General features: G+C 65.4%; 13 protein-coding genes and 2 pseudogenes. 6 read left to right on the top strand and 9 right to left on the bottom strand.

Annotation, left to right across the window (positions count from 1 at the left end):
* Nucleotides 1-421: 421 nt before the first annotated feature.
* On the bottom strand, nt 422-601 hold the full coding sequence (locus tag ACFVYA_RS46540) for an NUDIX hydrolase (protein WP_387054586.1): 180 nt from the start codon (nt 599-601) through the stop codon (nt 422-424).
* Nucleotides 602-709: 108 nt separating this feature from the next.
* Between ACFVYA_RS46540 and ACFVYA_RS46535 the strand changes: the two genes are divergently transcribed.
* Nucleotides 710-1,825, top strand: a complete 1,116-nt coding sequence (locus ACFVYA_RS46535; protein WP_387054584.1) for an IS3 family transposase — start codon at nt 710-712, stop codon at nt 1,823-1,825.
* A 647-nt stretch (nt 1,826-2,472) separates the two neighbouring features.
* Here the strand turns inward: ACFVYA_RS46535 and ACFVYA_RS46530 are convergent.
* Nucleotides 2,473-2,967 carry a hypothetical protein gene (locus ACFVYA_RS46530; protein WP_387054582.1) on the bottom strand — a complete coding sequence of 165 codons (495 nt, stop codon included), beginning with the start codon at nt 2,965-2,967 and terminating at the stop codon, nt 2,473-2,475.
* 26 nt (nt 2,968-2,993) lie between these two features.
* On the bottom strand, nt 2,994-3,569 hold the full coding sequence (locus ACFVYA_RS46525; RefSeq protein ID WP_387054580.1) for a NucA/NucB deoxyribonuclease domain-containing protein: 576 nt from the start codon (nt 3,567-3,569) through the stop codon (nt 2,994-2,996).
* Nucleotides 3,570-4,072: 503 nt separating this feature from the next.
* On the opposite strand from ACFVYA_RS46525, the gene ACFVYA_RS46520 reads away from it, so the two are divergent.
* The 4 genes and pseudogenes from ACFVYA_RS46520 to ACFVYA_RS46505 form a co-directional block, all read left to right on the top strand.
* Nucleotides 4,073-4,762, top strand: a complete 690-nt coding sequence (locus ACFVYA_RS46520) for a Hint domain-containing protein (protein WP_387054578.1) — start codon at nt 4,073-4,075, stop codon at nt 4,760-4,762.
* A gap of 14 nt (nt 4,763-4,776) precedes the next feature.
* Nucleotides 4,777-5,319, top strand: coding sequence for a hypothetical protein (locus ACFVYA_RS46515; protein WP_387054576.1), 543 nt, complete (start codon nt 4,777-4,779; stop codon nt 5,317-5,319).
* A gap of 674 nt (nt 5,320-5,993) precedes the next feature.
* Nucleotides 5,994-6,581, top strand: a complete 588-nt coding sequence (locus ACFVYA_RS46510) for a GNAT family N-acetyltransferase (protein WP_387054575.1) — start codon at nt 5,994-5,996, stop codon at nt 6,579-6,581.
* Nucleotides 6,496-7,338 (top strand): annotated as a pseudogene (locus ACFVYA_RS46505) (phosphatase PAP2 family protein); the annotation flags it as partial. The gene ACFVYA_RS46510 and the pseudogene ACFVYA_RS46505, both read left to right, overlap by 86 nt.
* A gap of 39 nt (nt 7,339-7,377) precedes the next feature.
* Here the strand turns inward: ACFVYA_RS46505 and ACFVYA_RS46500 are convergent.
* From ACFVYA_RS46500 to ACFVYA_RS46475, 6 genes are all read right to left on the bottom strand, one after another.
* A complete protein-coding gene (locus ACFVYA_RS46500) occupies nt 7,378-8,058 on the bottom strand; it encodes a response regulator (RefSeq protein WP_387054573.1) in 681 nt (226 codons plus the stop codon).
* Between the two features lie 7 nt (nt 8,059-8,065).
* Nucleotides 8,066-9,511 (bottom strand): sensor histidine kinase, encoded by a 1,446-nt coding sequence (locus tag ACFVYA_RS46495; RefSeq protein ID WP_387054572.1) that lies wholly within the window; start codon nt 9,509-9,511, stop codon nt 8,066-8,068.
* 766 nt (nt 9,512-10,277) lie between these two features.
* Entirely contained in the window at nt 10,278-10,709 is a 432-nt protein-coding gene (locus tag ACFVYA_RS46490) for a hypothetical protein (protein ID WP_387054570.1), read from the bottom strand.
* 262 nt (nt 10,710-10,971) lie between these two features.
* Nucleotides 10,972-11,805, bottom strand: a complete 834-nt coding sequence (locus ACFVYA_RS46485; RefSeq protein ID WP_387054568.1) for an alpha/beta fold hydrolase — start codon at nt 11,803-11,805, stop codon at nt 10,972-10,974.
* A gap of 26 nt (nt 11,806-11,831) precedes the next feature.
* Nucleotides 11,832-12,278, bottom strand: coding sequence for a hypothetical protein (locus ACFVYA_RS46480; protein WP_387054566.1), 447 nt, complete (start codon nt 12,276-12,278; stop codon nt 11,832-11,834).
* Nucleotides 12,279-12,633: 355 nt separating this feature from the next.
* Entirely contained in the window at nt 12,634-12,885 is a 252-nt protein-coding gene (locus tag ACFVYA_RS46475) for a hypothetical protein (RefSeq protein ID WP_387054564.1), read from the bottom strand.
* Nucleotides 12,886-13,572: 687 nt separating this feature from the next.
* On the opposite strand from ACFVYA_RS46475, the pseudogene ACFVYA_RS46470 reads away from it, so the two are divergent.
* Nucleotides 13,573-13,966, top strand: a pseudogene (locus ACFVYA_RS46470) (M15 family peptidase); the annotation flags it as partial.

Raw genomic sequence — 13,966 nt, 5'->3', positions numbered from 1 at the left:
GAATAGTCACGCCAGAGATGATCTTGGTGTGCCATGAGAAGTATCTCGCGCCGCGAGCATGCCGTTGAACAGGGAAGACACATCCCCATTAGCTGTTCCCGGAGAACACGACGGGTTGGCGTCGTCGGCGAGATCGGGCTTCAAGAGGCGGTACATACGCGCTGGTCAGCGCTTTGTGATCTTGGTTAACGGAACTTTGGGAAGCGTTGGTCCCAAGGGCCGCTTCCACCAGCGACGGGCCCATAAGTTCGTGGGCGAGCGGAGGGACCTCCTCTGGACGGAACCAGCAAATCTCGTCATGTTCGTCGGGCGCGACGTTGGTCGGTGTCCCTTCCCGCTCGCCGACGAGCCAGGCGCTGAAGCGCACGGATTCCTCCGTGGCCTGCCTCCAGCCGGCACAGATGGATCGCCGAGCCTGTTGCTATCTGCACGCCCAGTTCTTCGCGCATTCCCTAGTGAGCGCCGCCAGTTCTGTCTCGCCTGGCTCGATGTGTCCGCCGGGCAGATCCCAAACGTCCGGGCAGGCATGGCGGTTCGGACTTCGGTGGACGAGTAGGACTCGACCTTTACGAACCAGCGCCGCGATAACGATCTCATGCATGACTGGGGATTGTGGCATGACCATACGAAGTGGGGATGACCCGTTGTGACGGACATCTGAGATCAGGGGGCGTGAGCCCCCGGAAGGATGTCCCTCATCATGGAGACCATGGGCAAGAAGAAGCCTCGACCTCGTCGTTCGTTCACGCGGGAGTTCAAGGCCGAGATCGTCGAACTGTGCCAGCGCGGCGACCGTTCGGTGGGTCAGGTCGCGAAAGACTTCGACCTGACCGAGACCGCCGTGCGGCAGTGGGTCGCCCAGGCCGAGCGGGACGCCGGAAACCCGCACCGACGGGCTGACCAGCGACGAACGGGACGAGTTGGCCAGGTTGCGGCGGGAGAACCGCCGCCTGTCCGAGGACGTGGAAATCCTCAAACGAGCGACAGCTTTCTTCGCGAAGGAGATCCGGTGAACGTGTACCCGTTCATCGAGGCGGAGAACGCTGCCAAGGGAGGCAACGTCAAACGCGCGTGCACCCTGTTGAAGGTCTCCCGAGCCGCCTACTACGCCCACCGCTCCGCCGAACCATCCAACCGCGCACGCCAGGACATCGAACTGACCGAGGAAATCGTCGCGATCCACGACGAATCGAAAGGCACCTACGGAACACCCCGGCTGCACGCCGAACTGCGCAACCGCGGGCGGCGGCATTCCCGCAAGCGTGTCGCCCGACTTCTGCGCGCCGCCGGCCGCGCTGGGCGAGCTCCGAAGCGGTGGCGCACCACGACCGTCCCCGACCCGGCCGCGAGCACTCCGGCTGATCTGATCAAACGAGATTTCTCGTGCGGAGCAAGCGATGTCAACACGCGTTGGTGCGGCGACATCACCTACATCCACACCTGGGAAGGTTGGCTGTATCTGGCCACGGTGATCGACCTCGACTCCCGCCGCGTCGTTGGCTGGGCCACCGCTGATCACCTGCGCACCGACCTCATCGCCGAGGCGTTGAACAACGCCGTCGCCCAGCGTCGGCCGGAATCCGGAGTGATCTTCCACTCCGATCGTGGATGCCAGGGCGGATTCAACTGGTCGTCGCAACACCTCGAATCGTTTTTCGCTACCATCAAAAAAGAACTGATCGACCGACGCGGCTGGCCCACCCGGATTGCCGCGCGTAAGGCGATCTTCGGCTACGTCGAAGGCTGGTACAACACCCGCCGGTTGCACTCCAGCCTCGGCTACCTCAGCCCCAACACCTACGAAGCCACCCACTGGGTAGCCTGACCACCTTAACGACCCTGTCCGTCACAACGGGTCAGCCCCAAGGGTGCGTTTGCAGACGGTGATCGGGCGCGTAACACTGCGGCGATTCGAAGCGACAGTTCACCACGTCGAGGTCGCGGTGGCCGACCCGAGACCGCTGCGGGGATGTGCGGTCACCGAGCTTGCCGAAGTGGGTGCCGGCGTCGATTCGGGGTCGGGTCATGCCCTGGTCGTAGGCCGGGCGGTAAGGCACGTCGGACGAATGCATGCGTTGCCATACCTAAGTTTGGTCCAGTCGTTGGATCGGAAGTCAGGTGTCGACGGTGCGTCGACCGCTGCTGGCGGCCTCGTCACGGCAGGCGTGCGGAGTGACGGCCAAGCCCACCGGCATCGAACTTGCCGACTGCTCGCCCCTTGACTATGACAAGCCCTCTAAAGGGCCGGGTGATGGGGCTGCTGGCCTGCGAATTCGTTGAGGCGCCACAAAGCTAGAGCTACTGCTTCAGCGGGAGAGGACCGATGCGATCGCCGACGTCGCCCAGCTCCGGCCGACGCTCACCAGGAATCCGGCGGCTTGCGGGCGCGCCACCGTACGGGGCTTGCTGGCGGAGCCGGTGATCATGCTCTGGCCAGGCGGCTAATTCAGCCGCCGACGGAGCCGAGCGCGTTCAACTCAGGTAGTTCTGGCCGTACCGGTCGGGTCCTGCGATGATCTGTGACTCTGTCCAGGTTGTGACTGGCCATAGCTGGATCAGGTGTTGCTCGACCGGCGACTCGAGAACGGCGGCCGTGCTCGCCGCCTCGTATCGGGCGCGGACGGAGATTCGTAGCCGGTTCCACCCTGGCGTTGCTGGAACAGTGGAAGGCTGGTCTTGCACGTACAGTTCGCGGATCACGATTGCGTCGTCGACCTCGAGGTCACGTTCGACAATCATCTCCCAGCCGTTCTCGGCAGGCGGCGGACTTGACAGGCAGTGCACGGTCACCTCGACTGGACCGAATTCCGTTCCGCACAGGATGGCCAGCCAGTTGTCCTCGCCCACGGTTAGGCCGTCTTGCGTTCCTGGCCACATGTTGTCCATGCCGTCGCTACCGCGAAGGTGGTACTGGCCGTCACGAGCGGCGACGACCAGTACCACCGTGAAATCGGGTGATTCAGACAACGAGTGCTACTTCCTTGTCGTTGTGCCTACCAAGCTTTCGTCCCGTCTGCCAGGACCGCCTGGACCCAAAATGGGTCAGCGTCGAGGATACGATAGTAGTCATAGTAGCCCTGGGTGAGCCCGCCTTGGCTGTCGTTCGCACCTTTTGGAACGACGGCGGTGGATCGGTCGTCGGGTGCCGCACCGTTGCCGCCCTGGTAGCTGGATGCCAGGGGGTACTCATCGCAGGACGTGACTCCCGGTGTGACGACTACGCCGGCGCACGAGACCGCCCGGTTTGCATCGATGGCCTTTTTGTCGGTCAGCCTGGTCAAAGGGTGATTCGTGTTGGGGTCCCCATAGTGGCTGGGCTTCGTCTGGATCGCGGTCAGTACATGCTGGGCGACAGGTCCCACTTGCGGATTGTCGATCGTGTTGTACTCGACATAGGCAGGGCCTGCTTGGTCGACACAGCCTTGGCCGAAGTTGTTGGAGAAGCTGTCGCAGCGGCCAAGCAGCGTGTTGTCGTAGTGATCCGCTATTGTCACCGGGTTGGCGTACGTGTCGACCTCCACTGCAGACCCCAGGTTGCCGGTGAGGTCAAGGGACGTGTTCGCGTCCATCGTGGCCGAGTACTGGGTGTAGGTCTTGTTGATGATCGCCTGCGGGGTGAGCTCGACCGGTTCGTTCTCGCCGTTCGTGCCCTGCAGTTGAGAGGTCGCCGGACGTACTCCGCCGGCGAGTGCTCGAGCACGGTGTCGATGACGCAGGTGCGGTAGAAGCCGGTGACCACAGACATCCTGCGTGACACCGTGGAGGGTTTGAACCGTCGAACTTCCTGCATCCAGCGCACATACAGCTCAATCTGCGGTCGGCGCGCCGCCAGCGGTGCGAGGTCGCGTTCGCCGCACCAGGTGAAGAAGATCCGCAGGTCCGACTCCGAATGCGTCCGCGAGACGCCGGTATAGCGTCCGAGGTACGCCGTGGCCGCCAGTTGTAACACCGTTTCGTCCAGGTCTGAGGGCTCCATGACCTCATGCTGGGTAAGAGCACATCAGGCGCAACGCAGCGCGAGCGCGCCGTACGCGCTCTCCTGGCCAGCTGTGCTCGTTGTGCGCGACCCGCGGTGCACGTCACCGACGACGACCGTGACTTCGTCGACATCGGGATCCTCACGTCGGACGGTCCGAAGACCATTGTCACAACAGCACACCACCTCCTCTGGGACGAGACGACCCGTACCTGGACCGAAGCCACCGACCTCAAGATCGGCGACCAGCTCGCTACGCCGGGTGGCGGCCGGATCGACGTGCGAGCGATACATCGCTACAATGCCGTCAACCGTACCTACAACCTGACCGTCGATAGCGTTCACACGTACTATGTAGTCGCCGGCAACACGTCAGTCCTGGTCCACAACACCAACTGCCCGGTCTATCGCACGCAGACTTTGCATCCGGAGAGTCAGCGCCTAGCGATCGACGCCGGCGGTAACGTCTCACTGAGTGGAGAGGGTCGCTTGTACCTGAACCTGAGCGGCGACGCTTCGCATTCACTGCAATTCCGTGGTGCCGACGGTCAGGTCGTAGGATTTGACGTAGATAGGGCATTTGTGGACCGGGTGCGCGCGTCGGCTCTCCCGCAGAGAATGCCGCGCGGATTCGCGGGCAGTAGGCGCGATTGGAACCAACTTCGCAGTACGTCGCCGGAAATTGCAGACCCCAAAGTTTCGCCGGGACTTTACGGAATCCCGTCGAACATGTTCGATGACCTCAGGGGAGCAATCGTTCCTGGGTCCGGACGGATCGTTGGATGAGCGCCCAAAGGTTCGTGGGTGAGCTGGAGCGAGTCGGCTCTTCCCTGGCATTGGATTTTGAAGGACCCCCGGTGCTGGCTACGTTCCTTGTCGATACCAGCCTAAGCTCGGCCGAATATGTCAGCAGGATTCGCGCCGTCTTGTCTGCGGCTATTCGCTCTGCGGATGAAATATCTACTGGATCGGAATTTCTTCCAGAAGGCAATGTTCCTGATTGGTTCGCGGAAGTCACGCGCGGCTCCGTTTCAGTTGGCCGTGACGATCCTGCAACTCAGGGGGTTCGTCAATATGCCTCTCGCGGTGGTGAAGAACCATTTGAACTTCAAGAATGGCTCTTCTGCTTTGACCCCGAGCTGCGGGCTTGGTCGTGGTGGGATGCCACACAGATTTCGGATGAATCTGTGATGCTGTGGGTCGACTCATCTGGCGAGCCGGTATTCCCATGTGAAGAGCTCCGCTGGCTGGCATATGTCTGCGGCGCGACGGCTGTCGAGGGACCGGTCTTGAGAGCGTTCTCGGAATGGCGGCAAATCGCCTCCACTCGGCGACGTGGTTGATTGATCGCGGTGGGTGGTCGCAGGGGGTGGAGCCTCGATGTGGTCGCGGATTCTCTGAAAGTCTCGCCAGCCCGCTGAGTGCCCGCGCACGCGGGTATCCGCTTGCGCGCTGATGGCTCGTCCCTTGGGATGCATGTGCGGTCACTGTGAGCTACAATGAGGGCATGATCTCCCCAAACACGGGAGATATCCCACGCATGGGGGTTCAAGTCCCCTCGGACACAGTATTACCCCACCGATCGCGAAACGCGATCTTGGAACTGGGATGATCGTAGCCTAGCTCGAATCGATCTCCTCCAGTCGCCATCTGGCGTGGTCATAGACGATGATCTTTCTTGAGTCGCGCAGCGCCGCGGCCACGGGGACTGTCCCAGGATCGGCTCTGGCGCACTGTCGGTGGTGGTGTGCTGGTCCCCAGCGGAGACGGGTTTTAGGGGTTGCCATGATCGTTTGTGGCTGAGATGGCGAAGCTGGTCGGTGCAGTGCTCTCGGGGCTTTCCGTGCTGTCTATCGAGAGCGTCGAGGACGCTGGCGATGCGATCGTTGTACGGGAATCAACCAGGGGCGATGCGGTGGCGTGCCCTGCCTGCGGAACGCCGGACATGTGAACGCCCACCTGGTTGATCACCGGATGCTTGGCTCGCCCGAGCCGGCCATCCGGCGACACTGGGCCGATGACCACCACAGCTCGAATCGCCCGGCCCGGGGACCATGCCGCCGCACTGGAGGTCTGGCTGCGTGCCAACACCGCCCGGGGTAAGACGCCCGGTCCGGACCGCGTCGCCCGGGTCCGGGCCAAACTGGCCGACGCCGCCCTGGTGGTCGTCGCCGAGCGGGTCGGAGACGTGGTGGGCATGGCGCTGGCCGAGCCGGGCCCGGACCGGGACGGCGCCGGCGAAGTCCTGCCGGAGTTGTGTCACCTCTCGATGGTCTTCGTCGATCCGGACCACTGGGGGAATCGGATCGGGCAACCGCTGCTCGACGCGGTGTACGAGCAGGCCGTCCGCCAGGGCCACACGCTCGTGCACCTGTGGACCGGGGAAGACAATCAGCGCGCTCGGCGCCTGTATGACCGGGCGGGATTCCTTCCCAGCGGCCGTGCGGACCTCCTGGACACCGCGAACGCATCATCCACCTCACCCGGGCCCTGTGATCGCGCACGTTGGCTCGGGGACCATGATCGGCGTGTCACGTGGCGGACGGCCGCGGCGCGTGCACCCGGCGGGCGCGGGCGGTGGCCAAACCCTCGTTGGTGCCGATGACGATGAGTTCGCGGAACGAGGGTTGCCTGTAGCTGTCAACCCTGACGATCGTCGAGGTCCGGTGTTGCCGTTCGGCTCGGGTTTCCGGCTACTCCCGCTTCTACGTTCGGGCCTCATGGAACGAGAACCGCGTATGAAAGTCCTGACCGGTCGGCTGCTCGGCGCGCCGGCCGTCTTGGGCGTGGGAGCAGGAGTCGTCATTTGGCTCTCCCCCGGTGGGCTGGGCGAGGCTGGTGCCGTGGAGGTCACGGGTGGGCCTTCGGCGTCCGCGTACCGGTCGGTGACCGGGGCGGTGGCGGAGGCACCGTCGTGGCTGGGTCCTCTCCTGGAAGTGGCCACCGAGGGCACTGTTGTGATCCTCGGGATGTTGCTGGCCTGGGTGTGGTGGACGGCAGTCCGCCGCAAAGACGCACGCGGGGTCGGTGGGTCCGTTCTGACCGGTCTCGGCGCCGTCGCGGCCTATGCAGTGAGCGAAGCGGTGAAGCTCGTCGTGGATGAGGAGCGTCCTTGTCGTGCGTTACGCGCAGGCGCCGAATCTGTCGCGGAATGCCCTGGAGCGGGGGACTGGTCGTTCCCGAGCAACCACGCCACCCTTGCCGCGGGGTTGGCCGTCGGTCTCGCCGTGCTACGGCCCCGCCTCGCCGCGATCACGCTGCCGATGGCCGGGGCTGCCGCGCTGCTGCGTGTGCTGGTGGGGGTTCATTACCCGCACGATGTGCTCGCCGGCGCGACGCTCGGCGGCGCTGTCGTGGCGGCGGTGCTGCTCGCGTTCCTGCCCCTTGCCCAGAGGGCGGCATCACGGCTGGGAAGGTTGAGGCGGAATGATCCCGGCTTCGTGGGCCACGACCGCGGCTGCGGCCCGGTTCTCAACGCCCAGTCTCGCCAGGATGGAACTCACGTGGGCTTTGACCGTTCCCTCCACCACATGGAGCCGCCGGGCGATCTGCCCGTTGGACAGGCCGCTTCCGAGAAAGGCCAGTACTTCTCTTTCCCGGGCGGTGAGGGCGGCTACCCGGTCGCGGGCGGCGGAGCGCCGACCGGCCAGGGTGCCCGCGCCCGTCGCAGCGAGGTGCGCGATGACCCGGGCCGCGACTTTCGGTGACAGGTAGGCGGCGCCTTCGGCCACCGCACGGACTCCGGTGATCAGTTCCTCGGGCGCGCCCGACTTGATCAGGAAGCCTGCTGCGCCACCGCCGAGTGCCTTGAGGATGTAGTCGTCTTCGCCGAAGGTCGTCAGCATGATGATGTTCGTGGTCGGCACTGCGTTGCGGATTTCCGCGGCGGCGTCGATGCCGTTGATTCCCGGCATGCGGATATCGAGTACGGCCACCGTGGGACGATGGCGTCGGACCAATTCGACGGCGTCGTGCCCGTCGACGGCCTCGGCGACGACTTCGATGTCCGGATCCGTGGCCAGGACGGCGCGTACCCCTGCACGGATCATCGGCTCGTCGTCGGCGATCATCACCCGGATCATCGAGCGCTCACGGGGTGATCGTGTCCAGGGACACCAGGGCGTCCTTCCGGAAGCAGAGCCGGTAGGCGTCGCCGGACCGGTCGTCGAACCGGTCCGCCGTCATCGCGTAGTACTCGCACGTTATGCCGTCTCCCGTCGGCTCGGCAGTCAGCGGTCGATAGTTCGTCTGCCGGTCCGGCAGGAAACGCTCCACCTCGGAACGATCTTGCCCCACCTGCAGCCGGGCATAGTCGCGTGGGTCCAGGACCGACTGTGACGCCGACAGCATCTCCCAACCCGTGAGAGCTCCGCTCAGCAAAGCTCCCGTCACGAGGGGCACCATGACCGCGGCGACCAGAGCCCGGCTGACCCGGCGCCGAGCGCGGCGATGTTCCTGCGGCAACTCGTCACCGCGAGAGGCTGAGGACGAGCGCAGCGGTGGCGAGGGTGTGTGCGGGATATGCGCGACGACTGCGTAACCTCCCTCGCGCGGGCCGTGGTCGAACGAACCGCCGATCAACCGTAGACGCTCGTCGAGACCGATGAGGCCACGCCCTCCGCTCCGAAGCCGGGGCCACTGGCCGGCCGCAGACGATGGCGGGCCGTTCTCCACGACGACTTCGGTTTCTGTGGCCGTATGCGTCAGGTGAACAGTCGCGGTCGCGCCGGACGCGTGCTTGGCCACGTTGGTCAGTGCTTCCTGCACGACCCGGTGAGCCGTCCGTTCGACCACGGTCGGCAAGTCGTCCGCCACGCCGTCGATGCGCAACTCCGCCGTCAGACCGGCCGCAGAAGCCTCGGAGATCAGCCTCGTGAGGCTGGAGTCGTCGGGGTCCATCGGCGTCGTGTCGGTCTCCTCACGCAGGACACCGATCACCTCGCCGAGACGCTCCACCGCGGCCGCGGCTCTGGCTCGGATGTCCCCGGCGGCCCTTCGGTGGTGTTCTTCAAGCTCCGGCGCGAGTTTGAGCGCGCCGGCCGACAAAGCGATCAGGCTGAGGTCATGGCCGAGCACGTCGTGCATGTCCCGGGCGATCCGTGCCCGCTCGCGCAGCCGGGCTTGATCAGCGATCAGTCGCCGCTCCCGTTGCAGCTGATCGGCGCGCTCCCACCCGGCCCGGACAAGCTGCTGATACTGGCACCAGAACCGGCCGGCGAACCAAGGCAGCATCGTGGCTGCAACCACCACTGTCACAAAGCGGCCGGCCAGCGGTAGCCAAGCTGGAACGATCGACAAGGCCACCACACCGGCCGCGAGAATCGCGACCAGGGCGAGCGCTGTCGGCGCCGTCCGTCCAGGCCGCCGTCCTGCCAGGAACGCGGCGATGGCAGCCGGGACAGCCCACCAGAGGTTCACCATGCTCAGACCGGCGGCCACCGCAGTAGCCGCGGTGAGGATGGTTCCCGGATCAAATGCCCGCCGTGAAACCGCGGTTCCGGTCGCAGCCTCACGGTTGATCATCGTGCTGTCCACGGAGGCGACGGTACGGACCCCGGCGCCGTCCGACCACTGCCGAAAGTCCAATCTGCGCTGGTAACCGCGAGCACTGAGCGCCTCGGCGTCACTTTGTGCGGGACATCTGAACTCAACGATCGCCCACCATCCGGATCCGGCGGGTGAATACGCGGAGCGTGCGTCCAAGTTGTCAGTCGCGTCTGGGTCACGCAGTGGCGTAGCCACTGCCTGGCCAGCTGGCACGATGTTGAACTGATACCGGCCCGAAAAGTTGATGTGTCGGTCCTTGAGCGGCGAGGGCCTGGCACGGGCTGCAACTCGAGGTCGGCAGATAGATCGAGTGGTCATAGCTCATGATCCGCCCCGCTATATCGAGATCACGCCCGTTGAAACAGCGCTCGTGACGTACTTCCGGTCGCGCCAGCAGACCACTGCCTACCCTGGACTCTAGCCCGCGAGCCCGGCGGTCAACGGTCACGCTCCAACCAGGTCCACAAGCAGAGGGTGCTGTGGAGCCGGTCGCGGTGGCTGTAGGGCTGGGTCATGCCGTAGTGCGTCAAGTATTCGCGGCGCAGGCACTGCGTAGGGATGCCGCTGGCGGGCCGGACGGGCAGGAGATCGCCGTACTCGCCGCGAGCCCCGGACGGAACTCCGCCTGTAGGGACTCACCGGCCGTGACATGTCGATCTTGCGTGACCTGGGGTTTCTCGGTTGTCTCACCGTGATGTCACCCAAGATCAGTCTCAGTTCCGTGGCATTTCTTCAGGCTTCGTGCTGTCTGCGCTTAGGGCCGTAACTTCGGGTGAGCAGGGTTCGCCTGCGAGCGGCGACGTTCGAGGAGGACTGTGCGACGGTCACCGCGGAAGGGCACCGCTGGCGGCCGGGTATTGGTTGATCGACGTGGTCGTCGCGGCATGAGTCGGCCAGCTGGCCGAGTACGCCACGCTGAGCTCCGAGCACGAGGACTGCTCTGCGAGCTCACGTCGCGCAGACGCACTAGCCCGGCGACCGGGTGCAGCAGCAGGCTGACGTGGCCGCCGGTGTTGTGCTGGGAGAGGATCTCGCCCGCGTACCAGGCTGGGCAGTCGTCGAGCTCGGGGGACGCTGTCCGGGGTGGGGGTTGCCAGTGGCCGCGGGTGAACTTGTCGGTGTCGAAGCCGGTGTGGTTGCCGAACAGTTCGGCCGGCCCGGAGGCCGTCGTGTCGAGACGGTGCACGACGAGCGTGGACGCCCGGCGGCGACCTCGAAGGTGTGGTTGTTCTTCGACAGCCACACCATGAACCGCGGCGGGGCGAGGCTGCACTGCGCGGCGAACACGACCAGCACCCCGCCCGGCGATGCCCGGCGGTCGTCGTCACAACGACCATGGGGTAGTCCACCGTCTCGAATCCCTCAGCTGCCAGCGCGCAGTTCTACCCGACCACCCGGCGGAGGCGTGGCCGGCGGGTGGCGGGCAGCGCACCCGCCGCCCGGTTGCTTCAGCGGTTGAGGAACTCCAGCAGCGCGCTGTTGACCTCGTCCGGGTGGGTCCACGCGATGTTGTGCGGCCCACCGGGCACCGTGACGAACTGGAGGTCCTTGATGAGCCCCGGCAGGCGCGCGGCGGTCGCCTCGTACGGCAGGATCCGGTCGGCGTCGCCGTGGACGAGCAGCACCGGGACGTCGATCTTGGACAGGTCCGCGCGGAAATCGGTCAGCCACGTGTCGACGCAGGCGTAGGCCGCGTGCGCCGACGCCGCCACGGCCACGGTGAAGCTGTTCTGCCACGCCTGGTCGCTGATGCGGGTGCCCGCGTAGGTGTCGACGTTGTAGAAGTTGTCCAGGAAGTCCTTGAAGTAGGCGGGCCGGTCCTTGATCACCGCCGCCTTGATATCGTCGAACACCGACTTGTCGACACCTTCGGGGTTGTCGGCGGTCTTGAGCAGGAACGGCGGGATCGCCCCCATCAGCACGGCCCTGCGCACCCGGCCCGAGCCGTACGTCCCGAGGTAGCGGGTGACCTCGCCGGTCCCCATCGAGAACCCCACCAGCACCACGTCGTCCAGTTGCAGGTGGTCCAGCAGCGCCTTCAGGTCCGCGGCGAAGGTGTCGTAGTCGTAGCCGACGGTGGGCTGGCTGGACTGGCCGAACCCGCGCCGGTCGTAGGTGATGACCCGGAACCCGGCGGTCAGCAGCACCCGCTCCTGCTTCTCCCACGAATGCCCGTTCAGCGGGTAGCCGTGGATCAGCACGACGGGCCGACCGCTGCCGTGGTCTTCGTAGTAGATCTCGATGTCCTCGGAGTTCTCGCGGCCGACAGTGATCTTGGACATGGTGATTCCTTTCGTTGGCAGGCTTTTCAGTCAACCGGCGGCACGTACGGGAATTCCGCTGCCGGCTTGCTGGTGACCGATTCGCGGCCGATGCCGAGCCGGATCGGCGTGTTCGCGGCCGTCGAGAACATCACGTCGGGCGCGTTGTCGGTCAGGGCGCGGCCGTTCCACTCCGCGAAGCCGAACGACGCCGGCGTGCCCACGGTGTAGGGCAGCACGTTCGGGAAGAACCTGTGCGCCAGCTTTTCCCCGTAGGCTTGCGGGTCCTCGGCCGTGCCGTATGCCGCGACGACCCCGGCGATCTCCTTGCCCACCAGGTCGCCGTAGGTCGCGTAGTCGTCCGCAGGCACGCCGGCGTTGAGCCGGTCGCCGAGATCTTCGTTGTACTGCGTGAACAGCGGGTGGATCATCGGCAGCCCGACGCGGTTGATCGAACGCCAGCCACCCGCGTCGGTCGCGAGCGTGAGCGCCACGTTGGCGCATTCGAGCGGGTGGCAGTGCTCCAGCGTCGGCGCGGTGGACGCGGCGGCTGGGGACGGTGGCAGGTATCGCGCGGTGGCCGCGGTGAACAGAACACGTAGATCCGCTTGAGGGTGAGCGCGCAGTCGATGTGGAAGAAGTCGCAGGCCAGCATCGTCGAGGCCTGTGTGCGCAGGAACTGCCGCCAGGTCGTGTCGGTGTGCCGGGCCGGCGCGGGAGGTATGCGTGCTCGCTTCAGGATCCGCCGGATCGTCGAGGCACCGACCCGATGTCCGAGCTTGAGCAGCTCACCCTGAATCCTCTTGTAGCCCCAGCTGCCGACCCGATGTGGATAGGTCCACTTCGTGGCTACCAGTTGACGGTGCCAGCGCAGGATCGTGCCCGGGGTAGCCGGCCGGTGTGTTCGCAGCGTCTTGGGCAGCAGCCGGACACGGCCCGGTCGGCCCAGTCCAGGCGAGGTTTCGGGTTGCCTCTGCGCAGCACGGCGACCTCGTGGCGCAGCACCAGCAACTCGACGTCCTTGGACGCCGACGAGCGCCCGAGCAACACCGGCAGACCCACAAGCCGGAGGAAGATCAGATAGAGCAAACGCAGCGCCATGGCCGGCGATCATGCCCTACTCGTCGAAGGTGCCCATTGCCGCAGGTCGGATGCATGAACCGACTTCTGGAACCCCACACGTCGTACGCGCGGCTCCCGAACAACCCCACGGCGGCGTGCACCACCTCGTCCTCGTCGAACGCCCTTCGTCTACCCATGCCATGACGGTAGCCTTTTGAGGAACGATCAGTCAAGAACGATCGTTCCTCAAATCTGCTCTGTGGCTGGCGGGACGGCCGCGGATGCGGTGCGACGTCCGAAAAAGGTTGTCGGCGCAGGCCCTCCAAGTGCTCCTTTCGGGGTGGGCTGAAACGTTTTCAGGAAAGTTGACTTTGCTCGCTCGTCGCTGGCACGTTCGGTCCCACGAGCGGGTCACCACCCGGCTGGGGGATGAAACGGTGGCGATTCCGGCACTGTCCGGAATGGCGATCGTCCATGGGGGAAGGCGGAAGGCCGCATGGCGAAGAGTGACGGCCGCGGTACCGGATCACGCCGGCACCGCGCCCGAGGAGACCGGTGAGCTGATCCGCTTCCGGTCGGCCGGAGACCGTGGATTCGCTGCCTCCGATGAGGACTTCGCCGTCCTGGACACAACCGGCGCAGTCGGCAGCACGGTGCCCTGACGCATCGCTGTCCCTCGAATCCCGCTCTGCTGCAGAAAAACTCGAGAGAAAGTGTGTATTCGTCATGAATCTGAGAACCAGAGTTCTCACTGTCATCACGTTCACGCTGTCCGTCGTGCTGGCCGTGGCCGCGCCGGCGCCGGCTGCCACGACCCAGACCGTGGAAGTCGCCGCTCCGGCCGGAAGTGGTCTGCCGCCCTATGTCGCCGTCATCAAGCCGGTCTCCGCCGAGCGGCTCGGGAACAGCTGGCACGAGGGCTGCCCGGTCGGTCCCGACCAGCTGCGGCTGATCAACCTGAGCTTCCTCGGCTTCGACGGTGCCGTGCACCGGGGGGAACTGGTCGTCAACGCCGACCGCGCGACCGAGGTCGCCCGCACCTTCGCCGACCTGTACTTCGGGCGGTTCCCCATCGAGCGGATGGAGACCGTGGAGAAGTACAACTCCGACGACGACGCGT

The organism is Amycolatopsis sp. NPDC058278 (assembly GCF_042881395.1).
GTDB lineage: Bacteria > Actinomycetota > Actinomycetes > Mycobacteriales > Pseudonocardiaceae > Amycolatopsis.
The sequence above is the reverse complement of the archived record's forward strand: the minus strand, read 5'-3'. Positions and strand labels throughout refer to the sequence as shown.

Bases quoted from the DNA above. Each gene is read 5' to 3' on its own strand.
- ACFVYA_RS46485 (WP_387054568.1), bottom strand. From the start codon at position 11,805: ATGTCCAAGATCACTGTCGGCCGCGAGAACTCCGAGGACATCGAGATC.
- ACFVYA_RS46535 (WP_387054584.1), top strand. From the start codon at position 710: ATGGGCAAGAAGAAGCCTCGACCTCGTCGTTCGTTCACGCGGGAGTTC.
- ACFVYA_RS46475 (WP_387054564.1), bottom strand. From the start codon at position 12,885: ATGGCGCTGCGTTTGCTCTATCTGATCTTCCTCCGGCTTGTGGGTCTG.
- ACFVYA_RS46500 (WP_387054573.1), bottom strand. From the start codon at position 8,058: ATGATCCGGGTGATGATCGCCGACGACGAGCCGATGATCCGTGCAGGG.
- ACFVYA_RS46525 (WP_387054580.1), bottom strand. From the start codon at position 3,569: ATGGACGCGAACACGTCCCTTGACCTCACCGGCAACCTGGGGTCTGCA.
- ACFVYA_RS46540 (WP_387054586.1), bottom strand. From the start codon at position 601: ATGCATGAGATCGTTATCGCGGCGCTGGTTCGTAAAGGTCGAGTCCTA.
- ACFVYA_RS46510 (WP_387054575.1), top strand. From the start codon at position 5,994: ATGACCACCACAGCTCGAATCGCCCGGCCCGGGGACCATGCCGCCGCA.